At 65.0% G+C, this 14,531-nt stretch carries 11 protein-coding genes, 2 rRNA genes and 1 riboswitch; of the genes, 1 reads left to right on the top strand and 12 read right to left on the bottom strand.

The genetic code is table 11. The features are described 5' to 3' along the window. Window positions 1–87: 87 nt before the first annotated feature. Window positions 88–184, bottom strand: a riboswitch (glycine riboswitch). 120 nt (window positions 185–304) lie between these two features. After that, window positions 305–676: a PRC-barrel domain-containing protein gene (locus ACQEVY_RS39450; protein ID WP_328828380.1), complete on the top strand. Its 372-nt coding sequence runs from the start codon at window positions 305–307 to the stop codon at window positions 674–676. 38 nt (window positions 677–714) lie between these two features. Here the strand turns inward: ACQEVY_RS39450 and ACQEVY_RS39445 are convergent, their stop codons facing one another. The 12 genes from ACQEVY_RS39445 to ACQEVY_RS39390 all read right to left on the bottom strand — a co-directional run bounded on the left by ACQEVY_RS39445 (window position 715) and on the right by ACQEVY_RS39390 (window position 14,457). Further along, window positions 715–2,097 (bottom strand): DNA polymerase IV, encoded by a 1,383-nt coding sequence (locus ACQEVY_RS39445; protein WP_432954576.1) that lies wholly within the window; start codon window positions 2,095–2,097, stop codon window positions 715–717. Window positions 2,098–2,207: 110 nt separating this feature from the next. Beyond that, a complete protein-coding gene (locus ACQEVY_RS39440; RefSeq protein ID WP_432954575.1) occupies window positions 2,208–2,885 on the bottom strand; it encodes a MerR family transcriptional regulator in 678 nt (225 codons plus the stop codon). A gap of 246 nt (window positions 2,886–3,131) precedes the next feature. Beyond that, window positions 3,132–3,605: a bifunctional nuclease family protein gene (locus tag ACQEVY_RS39435; protein ID WP_033327106.1), complete on the bottom strand. Its 474-nt coding sequence runs from the start codon at window positions 3,603–3,605 to the stop codon at window positions 3,132–3,134. An 85-nt stretch (window positions 3,606–3,690) separates the two neighbouring features. Continuing rightward, window positions 3,691–4,419: a transcriptional regulator FtsR gene (gene ftsR / locus ACQEVY_RS39430; RefSeq protein ID WP_432954573.1), complete on the bottom strand. Its 729-nt coding sequence runs from the start codon at window positions 4,417–4,419 to the stop codon at window positions 3,691–3,693. A 41-nt stretch (window positions 4,420–4,460) separates the two neighbouring features. Continuing rightward, complete coding sequence (locus tag ACQEVY_RS39425) at window positions 4,461–5,345, bottom strand: FHA domain-containing protein (RefSeq protein WP_328774399.1); 885 nt, start codon at window positions 5,343–5,345, stop codon at window positions 4,461–4,463. A gap of 148 nt (window positions 5,346–5,493) precedes the next feature. Next, entirely contained in the window at window positions 5,494–6,426 is a 933-nt protein-coding gene (locus ACQEVY_RS39420; protein ID WP_432954572.1) for a DUF881 domain-containing protein, read from the bottom strand. Between the two features lie 5 nt (window positions 6,427–6,431). After that, the gene (locus ACQEVY_RS39415) at window positions 6,432–6,764 is read right to left on the bottom strand and encodes a small basic family protein (protein WP_003988855.1); all 333 of its coding nucleotides are present in this window, start codon (window positions 6,762–6,764) and stop codon (window positions 6,432–6,434) included. Then, window positions 6,761–7,663: a DUF881 domain-containing protein gene (locus ACQEVY_RS39410; RefSeq protein ID WP_432954570.1), complete on the bottom strand. Its 903-nt coding sequence runs from the start codon at window positions 7,661–7,663 to the stop codon at window positions 6,761–6,763. The genes ACQEVY_RS39415 and ACQEVY_RS39410 overlap by 4 nt, the downstream gene beginning before the upstream one ends. An 88-nt stretch (window positions 7,664–7,751) precedes the next feature. Next, a complete protein-coding gene (locus tag ACQEVY_RS39405; protein ID WP_328773006.1) occupies window positions 7,752–10,247 on the bottom strand; it encodes a mannose-1-phosphate guanyltransferase in 2,496 nt (831 codons plus the stop codon). 117 nt (window positions 10,248–10,364) lie between these two features. Then, complete coding sequence (locus tag ACQEVY_RS39400; RefSeq protein WP_165344573.1) at window positions 10,365–10,973, bottom strand: CDP-alcohol phosphatidyltransferase family protein; 609 nt, start codon at window positions 10,971–10,973, stop codon at window positions 10,365–10,367. Window positions 10,974–11,125: 152 nt separating this feature from the next. Continuing rightward, a 5S ribosomal RNA gene (gene rrf / locus ACQEVY_RS39395) occupies window positions 11,126–11,242 on the bottom strand. Between the two features lie 91 nt (window positions 11,243–11,333). Next, window positions 11,334–14,457: ribosomal RNA gene (locus ACQEVY_RS39390) — 23S ribosomal RNA — on the bottom strand. Window positions 14,458–14,531 lie beyond the last annotated feature (74 nt).

Raw genomic sequence — 14,531 nt, 5'->3', positions numbered from 1 at the left:
CACCGGCCCGCCGGCGTACGGCGTCCCGGCTTTCACCGTCGGTGAGAGCGGAAGCCGTCAAACACCCGCTCTGCTTTCCAGAGTGGCCTCGTCCGCGCGGTACGTGGGCCTGAGAGATTCCGGGGAGGATTTGCTCCTTCGGCGCCTCCGATGATGCCTTGGAGGACTCTCCCGCACGGGGTCAGCGGCCGTTGACAGCGTACCAGCGGGCATCCCCCGAGTGGCCGCCCGCCGCAAAGTGCCCTTTCGTAGTGCGTATGGATGCGTACTCCTGACGGATGAGTTGCGAGCAGCTGGAGGGCCCGTGCAGACCGACATCGATCCGCGCAACCTGATCGGCCGCAAGGCCTTCGACCGCGACGGCCACAAGATCGGCACCGTCGACGAGGTCTATCTCGACGACGCGACCGGTACGCCGGAGTGGGCGGCCATACGCACCGGCCTGTTCGGCAGGGACGCCTTCGTGCCCCTGGAGCCCAGCGAACTGGTCGAGGGCGCCCTGCGGATCCCCTTCGACCGCGCCCTGATCAAGGACGCCCCCGACTTCGGCGTCGGCCGCCACCTCTCACCGGAACAGGAACTCCAGCTCTACCACCACTACGGCCTCGACGTGACACCCCCGCCTCCCCCACCGGACCGCGACTTCGGCCACTTGGCAGGCTCGGACGAGTCCTGAAGCTCCGCTCCACTGGAGGCCAGTTCGACGGCTGCGGGTCAGTCCGCTTGCGAGGCCTCCTTGGGTCTTCGTCGCACCAGCGGGAGCGGTTCCGCAGGCTCCAGCTCCGGATCGTCGACCCGGAAGGTGCGTACGCGCCCAGGCTCGGAGTCGGGCGTCTCGAACCGCACCGTGACCCGCCCGATCCCACTGCCCTGCACCCACCCGTGCCCGAACTCCGCATGCCGTACGTCATGCCCCGCGGCCCAGCGCCGCAAGGCGGGCGCCTCTTGCTCCCCGGCCGACTCCTGCGGCTCGTCGTGCGCCGGATGCTCCGGCTCCCCCTCGTGTGCCCGTGCCTCCTCCTGTGCCTGAACCTGGGCGAAGAGATCCTCCTGCGTGTAGTCGGCAAGCCCCGAGACCCCGACTCCCAGCAGCCGTACGCCTCCTGTGGTGTCCACGGACTCCAGCAACCTCGCGGCCGCCTCCCGCACCACCGAGGGGTCGTCCGTGGGCCCCCGCAGCGTCTCGGAACGGGTCAGCGTCGAGAAGTCGTACCGCCGCACCTTGAGCACGATGGTCCGCCCCGACAGATGCGCGCCACGCAGCCGCCGCACACACCGGTCGGCGAGCCGCTGCACCTCCATCCGCACCCGCACCCGGTCATGGATGTCCACGTCGTACGTGTCCTCGACAGACACGGACTTGGTGTCCCGCTCGGCCACCACGGCCCGCTCGTCGTGCGCCAGCGCCATGGCGTACAGCCCGGTCCCGTGGGCCTTCCCGAGGAGCCGTATGACCTCGTCCTCACCTGCCTCGGCGATCTCCCCGACCGTCGTGATCCCGGCCCGCCGCAGATGGTCCCCGGTGGCCGGCCCCACCCCGGGCAGTATGCGCACCGACATGGGAGCGAGCAGTTCGCGCTCCGTCCCCGGATCGATCACCACCAGCCCGTCCGGCTTGGCCTGCTCGGAGGCGATCTTCGCCAGCATCTTGGACGCGGCGAGCCCCACCGACCCGGTCAGCCCGGTGACGGCCCGGATGTCCGCGCGCAGCTTCGCCCCCGCCAGCCGCGCCGAAGCCTCGTCCCAGGCTGCTCCCCCGGCCTCCAGATCGACGAACGCCTCGTCCAGACTCAGCGGCTCCACCAGCGGCGACAGCTCCCGCAGCAACCCCATGACCTGCTCACTGATCTCCCGGTAGAACCCGAAACGGGGCACCAGATACGCGGCGTTCGGCGCCAGCCGCCGCGCCTGCGCCATGGGCATCGCGGAATGGACCCCGAAGACCCGGGCCTCGTACGAGCAGGTCGCGACCACACCGCGCGGCCCGAGCCCACCGACGATGACCGCTTTCCCGCGCAGGCTCGGCTTGGCCGCCTGCTCCGCCGAGGCGAAGAAGGCATCCATGTCGAGATGCAGGATCGTGGGCGCGGTTCTCACATCTCCGATGCTGCCCTACGCCACTGACAATGGCCTCGTACGCAGGAACCTTCGCCTCTCGGTGCGCAGATCCCGGGCCCTCGATATGTGGGCCCTTCTGGACCGCTCGCTCAGACCGCGCGGTTGCGGCGCCTGGCCAGTTCATCGGCGGGATGGTGCCCGACGAGCGTCTCGCCCGTGTCGACGCGCTCCCCGTGCAGCTGCGAAAGCGCGCTCTCCACGTCCCGCCAGACCACTCCCACGGCGATCCCGAAGATGCCCTGCCCACCCTGGAGCAGCGCATGGACCTCGTCGGGCGAGGAGCACTCGTAGACCGTCGCCCCGTCGCTCATCAGCGTCATGCGCTCGAGGTCACGGAATCCGCGCTCCCGCAAGTGCTGGACGGCGGTACGGATGTTCTGCAGCGACACACCCGTATCGAGAAACCGCTTGACGATCTTCAGGACGACGACGTCCCGGAAGCTGTACAGCCGCTGCGTCCCCGACCCGTAGGCGGGCCGCACACTCGGCTCGACGAGGCCCGTCCGGGCCCAGTAGTCCAGTTGCCGGTAGGTGATGCCCGCGGCGGCGCAGGCCGTGGGACCGCGGTAGCCGATCTCCTCGGAGGTCACCCCGCTATCGCCCGACACCGGTTCCGGCCGCTGCTGCGGAGCATGATCGGCCACGCCGCCCTGCTGGGGATACCCCCTGCCCGGGCCGAGCCGAGAGCTTGGGGGAGGGTACGGGCCGCTCTCCACCGGACTGCGTCCGGGGGCGCCCCCAGCCGTACCGTCGCCGCTGCTTCTCACGCCGACCTCCGTCCCCTTGACCTGCCTTCTCGACGGTAGGCAGTCACCGGGGGTGCGTCAACGACCACCGCACTCGGCACGCCGAGTGATAATCACCCTAAGAGTGGTTTCCCGTGCCTCACCGCGGGGAAAGGCTAGCCGAATGCTCTCGGCGCGACCCCCGCACGCCCTGTCGTCCGGCGGCCCCGGAGGGTCACGGGATATGCGTCCCGAAGCCGGGGCCCAGGTGGTGCGGGCCGGGCCGGATCACTGGCTGTTGGTGCCGAAGTCCTCGGGCGAGATCTGGTCGAGGAACTCGCGGAACTTCTCCACCTCGTCCTCCTGCTCGTCCGGAATCGCGATCCCCGCGTCGTCCAGCACCCCGTCGCTGCCGTAGATCGGCGTTCCGGTGCGCAGCGCCAGCGCTATGGCGTCGGACGGCCGGGCGCTGACCTCGACCCCGCTGGCGAACACCAGCTCCGCGTAGAACACACCGTCCCGTAGGTCTGTGATGCGTACTTCGGTGAGCTCCTGGCCGACGGCCTCCAGCACGTCCTTGAACAGGTCGTGGGTCAGCGGTCGCGCGGGAGCCATGCCCTGCTGTGCGAAGGCGATCGCCGTCGCCTCCCCCGGCCCGATCCAGATGGGGAGGTAACGGTCGCCTCCCACTTCACGCAGGAGCACGATCGGTTGGTTGGAGGGCATTTCGACCCGGACACCTACGACGTCGAGCTCGTTCACACAGCAACCCTAGGCCGTGCTCGGCATCTTTGGGTAGTCGAGCACGGAACGGGCGGCCGATCCGGCCTCGGCACAGGCCTCCGGTTCAAGGCAGCCGTACGCCGAGCGCGGACTGCACCAGCGCGGCGTGCAGCTTCACCGCGAGTCCCGCCAGCTCCTTGGTGCGCGCCTCCGCATGTGCCCTGGTCTGCGGATTGCGGTGCAGACGCAGCGGGGCTACGACCTGGACGACGAGCCCGGCCTCACGGTCGGCGGCGGCCTTCACGGCGCGCAGATGCCGCGGCTCGATCCCGAAGCGCCCGAGTTCCACGACAAGGCCAGCCACGGTCACCGCCTCGGCGTCGTAACCCCCTTCCGGCAGCGGCGTGATGAGGCCGTACGACTCCCACTCGTCGAGCTCCTGCTCATCGATCTCGGCGGCGGCCAGCAGCTCGGCCCGCCCGATCCGCGCCGCGGTCAGCCCCTCCGGCTCGTCGGCAGGCTCCCCGTCACGCTGCCGCCCCAGCGACGGCAGCTGCACCGCCTCACCACGCTCCATGGCGTCCAGATGTTCGCGGATCACCTTCAGGGGCAGATAGTGGTCCCGCTGCATCCTCAGTACGTGGCCCAGGCGCTCGACGTCTTCCGGGCTGAACTTCCGGTATCCCGACGGGGTCCGCTGCGGCTCGATGAGCCCTTCCGACTCCAAAAAGCGGATCTTGGAGATGGTGACTTCGGGGAACTCCTCGCGCAGCACGTTCAGCACCGCGCCGATACTCATAAGCCCACAGGCGGCGGCGCCGTTCTCGGCACCGCCGCTCGGTGTTCGAAGCATGGCCCTTCCCTGGGGTCCCCCGGACGGATTCTGGGGGAGGGTCAGATTCCTCGCTGGCTCGCATAGAAGACCAGCCGGTACTTGCCGATCTGTACCTCGTCGCCGTTCGACAGCGAGACGGAGTCGATCCGCTCCCGGTTGACATACGTGCCGTTCAGGCTGCCGACGTCCGCCACGGTGAAGGTGCCGTCCGGCTGCCGACGGAACTCCACATGGCGACGCGACACGGTCACGTCGTCCAGGAAGATGTCGCTCTGCGGGTGCCGGCCCGCCGTGGTCAGGTCGCTGTCCAGCAGGAAGCGGCTGCCCGAGTTGGGGCCACGGCGCACCACCAGGAGCGCCGAGCCCAGCGGCAGCGCGTCAACGGCCGCCTGCGCCTCGGGAGAGAGCATCGGCATCTGTGTCTGGCCGGTGGCCTCGGCGTCATAGGATTCGATGCCCGAGATGGAGATCGTCGAGGTGGTCTCCGAGGGGCGCTCGGCTGCCGCTCCGGCCCGCAGGGGCGCGCCACAGTTGGAGCAGAACCGGCTGTTCTCCGCGTTGCGATTCCCGCACCTCGTGCACACCAGGGCCGACATGGACGGATCCTCCTGCCGCGGCTGTCCTGCCTGGGCATTGGACGCGTACGGATCGGGGGAGAACCCTCCACCCGCACTTGAGGTTGACGGTTCCCCGAAACCTATGCGGCCGGACTGGGCAGGGTCAACAGACGGCGCGCCCTGACCACCGGGAATGTCACCACCCTGGCCACCGAGCTGATCTCGGAACAGCGGGCGGTCTCCCTGCCCTTCGGCATCCTCATGGCGCGACGCGCGATGCCGGGCAGTAGCACTGTCGCTGCCCTCTTTCGCGCTCTTGCCAAACCACTTCGCAAACAACTTCACGGGCGATTCCCCTTGACCGAAACAGACCCGCCCGTGGGGCAGGACGAACCCTGATTACACACACCGGTCGAGCCGGACATCTTCACAACGTCGGCATCCACCAGACAGTTTCCACCACGCACCACCCATTCGGTGCGTCGACCCCCCGCAACGTCATGCCCTCGACGAGCGGCCCGCATGCGCCCCCGCCTCACTGGGAGGACGACCGAGCGTAGTCAGGCTGCTTCGCCGGTCGCAAGGCATCAACGATGATCTTGTTGGAGCGTTCCACCGTGACAGTGGCCTGCTCCTTCTCCAGAGTCTGCACCACTCCGCCGGGGATGTTGAGTGCCGGTTCGAGGTCCTGCGGCTTGCCGATGACCTTGAAACGATAGGGCGCGCTGATCTTGTTCCCGTCGACGCTCACTCCGCCTCCGCTCGCGTCCGTCAAGTAGGTGCTGGCGACGACCCGTACGCCATTGACCTGGATCGCCTCCGATCCGGCCGCGCGCAATTCCTGGATCGCGTCGAGCAGCATGTCGGCCTCGACCGTCCCCTTCGTGTCGTCGATGGTCAGCGTGATGCCGGGCCCCTGCGCCGCCACGGTGCCCGCGAGTATGCCGAGCTGCTTCTCCTTCTCGACCGTCTGCTTGCGGGCCTCCTCGGCCTGGTCCGAGCTGTTCTCCAACTCGGTGCGCTGATCTTCGAGACCCTGCTTCTCCTCTTCCAGACGCTGAGTTCGGTCATCCAGTTCATCGAGGATGCGTACGAGATCTTCCTGACGCGCGCCGCGCAGCGCGCCGTCGCCGTCGCTGTTGGACGCCACCTGAACGGCCAGGCCGAAGCCAAGACCGAACAGCAGGAGGGCGACGATGAACTGCGCACGCGAGAGACGTGGCGGCCACAGACCGTTCACCAGCCGCTGACGACCGGACAGTGGAGGCTCGGGCTGCTCCGGCTCGGCCTCCGGTGACTCGGAGGCTTCGCGTTCCGGCTCCTGACTCGACGTCTGAGGGGCCTCGCCGTTCGGCGTCTCCCGGGCCTCAGACTGCACCTCTTCGGGCAGCTTCTTGCGCAGTGGGTTCTCGAGGGCCGCCTTGGGGGCCTTCTCGGTGGTCTTGTCGGTCTCGTCCTGGTTACTCATCTGCCTCACGCCCGGAATACGTGCCGGCGGATCGCCGCGGCGTTGGAGAAGATGCGGATGCCGAGGACGACCACGACGCCCGTGGAAAGCTGAGCGCCGACGCCGAGCTTGTCGCCCAGGAAGACGATCAGCGCGGCCACCACGACGTTGGAGAGGAAGGACACCACGAAGACCTTGTCGTCGAAGATGCCGTCGAGCATCGCGCGCAGCCCGCCGAACACGGCGTCGAGCGCCGCGACCACGGCGATCGGCAGGTACGGCTCGACCACCGCCGGAACTTCGGGACGGACCAGCAATCCAGCCACGACTCCCACGACGAGGCCCAGTACGGCGATCACGATGTGCCCTTCTCTGTGCTCGGTTCTGCTGTTCGTACGATCACGCTCGGCGCGGCGGGCAGCCGGACGTCGTCCTCGACGGAAAGGGCGGTCCGGATCCCGTAGCTCTCGTGCAGCGCCTCCAGATACAGCCCGTCGGCACTGCTCTCGAATGCGCTGCTCAGCCCCTTGCCGTCGCCCACCGCAAGCACCGTGTACGGCGGCACCATCGGCTTGTTGTCGACCAGTATCGCGTCGCCCGCCGCCCTGATCGCGGACAGCGCCGTCAGCCGCTGCCCGTTGATCGAGACGGCTTCGGCACCCGATGCCCACAGCCCGTTGACGACCCGCTGCAGATCGCGATCCCGTACGCGCCCGGTGTCGGAGAAGCCCGATGTCTCACGCGCGTCCCCGTCACCGCTCTGGTCGGCTGCCTGCGCGTCATCGACGACCAGCTTCACGCCGGGACCGTGCACTTCGACTGCTCCCGACAGGATGCCGACCAGCTCACCCCGTTCACCACCGTGCTGCTTCAGCGCCTCACGCTGCCGAGCGCCCACGTCGTCACGCAGTTCGTCGACATCGTCCTCGAGCTCGTCGGCCACCGCGTTCTCATGGTCGATACGGTCGATGAGTTCCTCGCGCTCCTTCGCGACAACCGGAGCCTCGATCCGCGCCTGTGCCGCCCCCACGGTGACCACCAGGGCCGCCAGTACCAGTCCGACCGCGAGACCGACCTTGGCCCGCAGGGTCTTCGGCATGCCGCCGGCATTCTCGGCCTTCTTGCGGGCTGCCGCCTCCGCATACCCCTCGTCCAGGCTGTGGTCCATGACGTTGGTGAGGAGCGACATGGAGGCGTCCGGCCGCGGAGGGCGCGTGGGGGTGCTCCGAACGGGGGGGTGCTGCGGCATGCCGCACATCGTCGCACGTCGCGACCGCCACCTCCGAATGACCCCGTCGACGTGCCGAACGGGCCCCATGGGGGCGCCGTTCGGCACGCGCGCGTGCTCAGCGCCCGGCGCTGTCCACCACGGACGACCACTCGTCGAGCAAGGCCTGGGCGGACGCGTCGTCGGGTCCCTCGGCCCACAGATGCGTGGCTGCTTCCGCAGGGTCGGGCAGCACCATCACCCAACGCCCGTCGGTCTCCACGACCCGTACGCCGTCAGTTGTATCGACAAAGCGATCCCCGGCGGCCTCCACGACCCGGCGCATCACCAGGCCCTTGACGGCCCAGGGAGTCGCCAGATCGCGCTTGAGTACGTGCGCCCGCGGAATCCGCGCGTCGATCTGGCTGAGAGTGAGCTGCGTGCGCGCCACCAGACCGATGAGCCGTACGAAGGCCGCCGTACCGTCGAAGACGCTGCTGAACTCCGGCACGATGAACCCGCCGCGCCCATCGCCCCCGAAGATCGTCGAGTCGTCGCGCCCGACCCGTGTCAGATCATCCGGCGAGGTCGTCGTCCAGTCGACCTGAGTCCCGTGGTACGCGGCGACCTGCTCGGCAATCCTTGTGGTGGTCACCGGCAGTGCCACCCGCCCACTGCGCCGCTCGGCGGCAACCAGGTCGAGCATCACCAGCAGCGCCCGGTCGTCCTCGACGATCCGCCCCTTCTCGTCGACGAGCGAGAGCCGCTCACCGACCGGGTCGAACCGCACCCCGAACGCGGCCCGCGCCGAGGCCACGATCTCCCCGAGCCGCACCAGCCCCGACCTGCGCGCATCCGCTGTCTCGGTCGGCCTTGACTCGTCGAGACCTGGATTGATGGTCAACGAGTCCACACCGAGCTTGCCCAACAGACTCGGCAGCACCAGTCCGGCGCTCCCGTTCGAGGCATCCACGACCACCTTCAGCCCGGATTCAGCAATCCCAGTGGTGTCGACATTCCGGAGCAAGGATCCGGTGTACGAGTCGAAGACGCTGGCCGGAAAATGCAAGTCCCCGATCTCGCCCGGGAACGCACGCCGGTACTCCTGCCGCGCAAAAACCCGGTCCAGCTTGCGCTGACTCGCCTGCGACAGATCCGCCCCACGCCCGTCGAAGAACATGATGTCGACCGAGTCCGGAACCCCAGGCGTCGTCCGGATCATGATCCCGCCGGCACTGCCCCGCGCGGTCTGCTGCCGCGCCACCGGCAGCGGTACGTTCTCCAGGTCCCGTACGTCGATGGCGCTGGCCTGAAGTGCCGAAATGACCGCCCGCTTCAGCGCACGAGCACCCCTGGAGTGATCGCGGGCCGTGGTGACCGTGGAGCCCTTCTTGAGCGTCGTCGCGTAGGCCCCCGCGAGTCGCACGGCGAGTTCCGGAGTGATCTCCACGTTGAGAATCCCGGAGACCCCGCGGGCACCGAAGAGATGTGCCTGACCGCGGGACTCCCAAATGACCGACGTATTGACGAAGGCGCCGGCCTCGATGGTCTTGAACGGGTAGACGCGTACGTTCCCCTGCACGATCGATTCTTCGCCGACGAGGCACTCGTCACCGATGACGGCGCCGTCCTCGATACGCGCGGCACGCATGATGTCGGTGTTCTTTCCGACGACACAGCCGCGCAGATTGCTGTGCTGGCCGATGTACACGTTGTCGTGCAGAACGGCCTTGTGCAGAAAGGCTCCGCTCTTCACCACGACGTTCGAGCCGACGACGGTGTGCTCACGGATTTCGACGTCGGCCTCGACCTTGGCGTAGTCCCCGATGTACAGCGGCCCCCGCAGCACTGCGTCGGGATGCACCTCGGCGCCCTCCGCCACCCACACGCCGGGCGAGATCTCGAAACCGTCGAGCTCGACATCGACCTTGCCCTCCAGGACATCGGCCTGTGCCTTCACATAACTCTCGTGCGTACCGACGTCCTCCCAGTATCCCTCGGCGATATAGCCGTAGATCGGCTTGCCCTCCTTCATCAACTGCGGGAAGACATCGCCGGACCAGTCGACGGGAACATCAGCCTCGACATAGTCGAAGACTTCGGGCTCCATCACATAGATGCCCGTATTCACGGTGTCCGAGAAAACCTGGCCCCAGGTCGGCTTCTCCAGGAAGCGCTCGACTTTGCCTTCTTCGTCGACGATCGTAATGCCGAATTCCAGCGGATTGGGTACCCTCGTCAGACAGACTGTGACGAGCGCGCCCTTTTCCTTGTGGAAATTGATCAACTCGGTGAGATCGAAATCGGTCAGAGCATCACCGGAGATCACAAGAAATGCATCGTCCTTCAACGCCTCTTCGGCGTTCTTGACGCTGCCGGCAGTACCGAGTGGCTTCTCCTCGTTGGCATAGGTGAGCTCCATTCCGAGCTCTTCACCGTCGCCGAAGTAGTTCTTGACGAGCGATGCCAAGAACTGAACAGTAACGACGGTTTCGTTGAGTCCATGCCGCTTGAGCAGCCGCAGCACATGCTCCATGATCGGGCGATTGGCCACGGGAAGAAGCGGCTTGGGCATGCTCGAGGTCATAGGACGAAGGCGTGTGCCTTCGCCTCCGGCCATCACGACGGCCTTCATGTCGGAAGCGTCCTCCTTGAAGAGATGACGGTCTAGCCGACTTCACCCGTCCCAGATTGTCCCGCACATTCGGTCTGCGGGCCATCAGAGGCCACTACGACTGCCCATTCGGCGAGCTCAATCGGCCATGGCGTCCGCGCGGACAAGGCGGCGGACCTGAACCACGTAGAGGATCCCTGCCCACCAGTAGAGCGTTGTACCCCATCCTGCGAACGCCCATCCGAAAATAGCAGCGAGTGACGCGATCCATCCACTTCCGTCACTGAGCAACAGCAACGGGAAGGCATACATCAAGTTGAACGTAGCTGCCTTCCCAAGGAAGTTCACCTGCGGCGGCGGATAGCCATGGCGCCTGAGGATGCCCACCATCACCAGCAGAACCAGCTCTCGCGCCAACAGGACGGCCGTCAACCAGAGTGGCAGAATCTCGCGCCAGGTGAGACCGACCAAAGTCGACAGAATGTAGAGCCGGTCGGCCGCGGGATCGAGCAGCCGGCCGAGACTGCTGATCTGGTTCCAGCGCCGGGCGAGCTTGCCATCCAAATAATCGCTGATCCCGCTCAGCATGAGCACCAGCAGCGCCCACCCGTCGCTCTTGGGCCCGCCGAACTCAGGCCGGAGGATCAACCACAGGAAGACGGGCACGCCTACAAGGCGCGCCATGCTGAGGATGTTCGGGATGGTGAGGACCCGATCTGTCTGGACGCGGGTCTCCTGGACCTCCACCCGGGGGCCTCCTGTGGGAGCGTGCCAACGTTGCCACCTGACCTTACCCGCAGGCATCTCCCTGCGGCGCGGAGGGGGTTCGGGTAGCACCCTGGAAACAAAAGAGCTCCGGTCGTTGGACTTATCGTCCAACGACCGGAGCTCTAAAGGGAGTTCGGCGGTGTCCTACTCTCCCACAGGGTCCCCCCTGCAGTACCATCGGCGCTGTAAGGCTTAGCTTCCGGGTTCGGAATGTAACCGGGCGTTTCCCTCACGCTATGACCACCGAAACACTATGAAACACGCAACCGGCAACCGTCCTGTGGCCCAGGACAGGGGTTGTTCGTGGTTTCAGAACCAACACAGTGGACGCGAGCAGCTGAGGACAAGCCCTCGGCCTATTAGTACCAGTCACCTCCACCCGTTACCGGGCTTCCAGATCTGGCCTATCAACCCAGTAGTCTCCTGGGAGCCTTAACCCCTCATAGGGGGTGGGAGTCCTCATCTCGAAGCAGGCTTCCCGCTTAGATGCTTTCAGCGGTTATCCCTCCCGAACGTAGCCAACCAGCCATGCCCTTGGCAGAACAACTGGCACACCAGAGGTTCGTCCGTCCCGGTCCTCTCGTACTAGGGACAGCCCTTCTCAAGACTCCTACGCGCACAGCGGATAGGGACCGAACTGTCTCACGACGTTCTAAACCCAGCTCGCGTACCGCTTTAATGGGCGAACAGCCCAACCCTTGGGACCGACTCCAGCCCCAGGATGCGACGAGCCGACATCGAGGTGCCAAACCATCCCGTCGATATGGACTCTTGGGGAAGATCAGCCTGTTATCCCCGGGGTACCTTTTATCCGTTGAGCGACGGCGCTTCCACAAGCCACCGCCGGATCACTAGTCCCGACTTTCGTCCCTGCTCGACCCGTCGGTCTCACAGTCAAGCTCCCTTGTGCACTTACACTCACCACCTGATTGCCAACCAGGCTGAGGGAACCTTTGGGCGCCTCCGTTACTCTTTAGGAGGCAACCGCCCCAGTTAAACTACCCATCAGACACTGTCCCCGATCCGGATCACGGACCCGGGTTAGACATCCAGCACGACCAGACTGGTATTTCAACGACGACTCCCCCACCACTGGCGTGGCAAGTTCACAGTCTCCCAGCTATCCTACACAAGCCGAACCGAACACCAATATCAAACTGTAGTAAAGGTCCCGGGGTCTTTCCGTCCTGCTGCGCGAAACGAGCATCTTTACTCGTAGTGCAATTTCACCGGGCCTATGGTTGAGACAGTCGAGAAGTCGTTACGCCATTCGTGCAGGTCGGAACTTACCCGACAAGGAATTTCGCTACCTTAGGATGGTTATAGTTACCACCGCCGTTTACTGGCGCTTAAGTTCTCAGCTTCGCACGCCCGAAAGCGCACTAACCGGTCCCCTTAACGTTCCAGCACCGGGCAGGCGTCAGTCCGTATACCTCGCCTTACGGCTTCGCACGGACCTGTGTTTTTAGTAAACAGTCGCTTCTCGCTGGTCTCTGCGGCCACCCCCAGCTCACCGTGCAAAACGGATCACCAAGAATGGCCCCCCTTCTCCCGAAGTTACGGGGGCATTTTGCCGAGTTCCTTAACCATAGTTCACCCGAACGCCTCGGTATTCTCTACCTGACCACCTGAGTCGGTTTAGGGTACGGGCCGCCATAAAACTCGCTAGAGGCTTTTCTCGACAGCATAGGATCATCCACTTCACCACAATCGGCTCGGCATCAGGTCTCACCCACAAGTGCGACGGATTTGCCTATCGCACGGGCTACACCCTTACCCCGGGACAACCACCGCCCGGGCTGGACTACCTTCCTGCGTCACCCCATCACTCACCTACTACCAGATCGGGTCACCGGCTCCACCACTCCCCTCAACTCCGAAGAGATCAGGGCGGCTTCACGGGCTTAGCATCACTGGATTCGATGTTTGACGCTTCACAGCGGGTACCGGAATATCAACCGGTTCTCCATCGACTACGCCTGTCGGCCTCGCCTTAGGTCCCGACTTACCCTGGGCAGATCAGCTTGACCCAGGAACCCTTAGTCAATCGGCGCACACGTTTCCCACGTGTGAATCGCTACTCATGCCTGCATTCTCACTCGTGAACCGTCCACAACTCGCTTCCGCGGCTGCTTCACCCGGCACACGACGCTCCCCTACCCATCACAGCGGGCGTTGGCCCTCATGCTGCAATGACACGACTTCGGCGGTACGCTTGAGCCCCGCTACATTGTCGGCGCGGAATCACTTGACCAGTGAGCTATTACGCACTCTTTCAAGGATGGCTGCTTCTAAGCCAACCTCCTGGTTGTCTCTGCGACTCCACATCCTTTCCCACTTAGCGTACGCTTAGGGGCCTTAGTCGATGCTCTGGGCTGTTTCCCTCTCGACCATGGAGCTTATCCCCCACAGTCTCACTGCCGCGCTCTCACTTACCGGCATTCGGAGTTTGGCTAAGGTCAGTAACCCGGTAGGGCCCATCGCCTATCCAGTGCTCTACCTCCGGCAAGAAACACACGACGCTGCACCTAAATGCATTTCGGGGAGAACCAGCTATCACGGAGTTTGATTGGCCTTTCACCCCTAACCACAGGTCATCCCCCAGGTTTTCAACCCTGGTGGGTTCGGCCCTCCACACGGTCTTACCCGCGCTTCAGCCTGCCCATGGCTAGATCACTCCGCTTCGGGTCTTGAGCGCGCTACTATGTCGCCCTGTTCGGACTCGCTTTCGCTACGGCTCCCCCACACGGGTTAACCTCGCAACACACCGCAAACTCGCAGGCTCATTCTTCAAAAGGCACGCAGTCACGAGAATGAAGACAAGTCTTCATTCCGACGCTCCCACGGCTTGTAGGCACACGGTTTCAGGTACTATTTCACTCCCCTCCCGGGGTACTTTTCACCATTCCCTCACGGTACTATCCGCTATCGGTCACCAGGGAATATTTAGGCTTAGCGGGTGGTCCCGCCAGATTCACACGGGATTTCTCGGGCCCCGTGCTACTTGGGTGTCTCTCAAACGAGTCGCTGACGTTTCGACTACGGGGGTCTTACCCTCTACGCCGGACCTTTCGCATGTCCTTCGCCTACATCAACGATTTCTGACTCGTCCTGCCGCCGGCAGACGACAGAAGAGAGATCCCACAACCCCGTACACGCAACCCCTGCCGGGTCTCACACGTATACGGTTTAGCCTCATCCGGTTTCGCTCGCCACTACTCCCGGAATCACGGTTGTTTTCTCTTCCTGCGGGTACTGAGATGTTTCACTTCCCCGCGTTCCCTCCACACCGCCTATGTGTTCAGCAGTGGGTGACAGCCCATGACGACTGCCGGGTTTCCCCATTCGGAAACCCCCGGATCAAAGTCTGGTTGACGACTCCCCGGGGACTATCGCGGCCTCCCACGTCCTTCATCGGTTCCTGGTACCAAGGCATCCACCGTGCGCCCTTAAAAACTTGGCCACAGATGCTCGCGTCCACTGTGCAGTTCTCAAACAACGACCAACCACCCGTCACACACCACAACCGTGATGCTG

It is taken from the genome of Streptomyces sp. CA-288835 (genome assembly GCF_050936385.1).
In the GTDB taxonomy this organism is placed as follows: Bacteria; Actinomycetota; Actinomycetes; order Streptomycetales; family Streptomycetaceae; genus Streptomyces.
Note: the sequence above shows the minus strand (reverse complement) of the source record. Positions and strands in the feature narration are given on the sequence as shown.

Bases quoted from the DNA above. Each gene is read 5' to 3' on its own strand.
- ACQEVY_RS39410 (WP_432954570.1), bottom strand. From the start codon at position 7,663: ATGTGCGGCATGCCGCAGCACCCCCCCGTTCGGAGCACCCCCACGCGC.
- ACQEVY_RS39405 (WP_328773006.1), bottom strand. From the start codon at position 10,247: ATGAAGGCCGTCGTGATGGCCGGAGGCGAAGGCACACGCCTTCGTCCT.
- ftsR (WP_432954573.1), bottom strand. From the start codon at position 4,419: ATGCTTCGAACACCGAGCGGCGGTGCCGAGAACGGCGCCGCCGCCTGT.
- ACQEVY_RS39420 (WP_432954572.1), bottom strand. From the start codon at position 6,426: ATGAGTAACCAGGACGAGACCGACAAGACCACCGAGAAGGCCCCCAAG.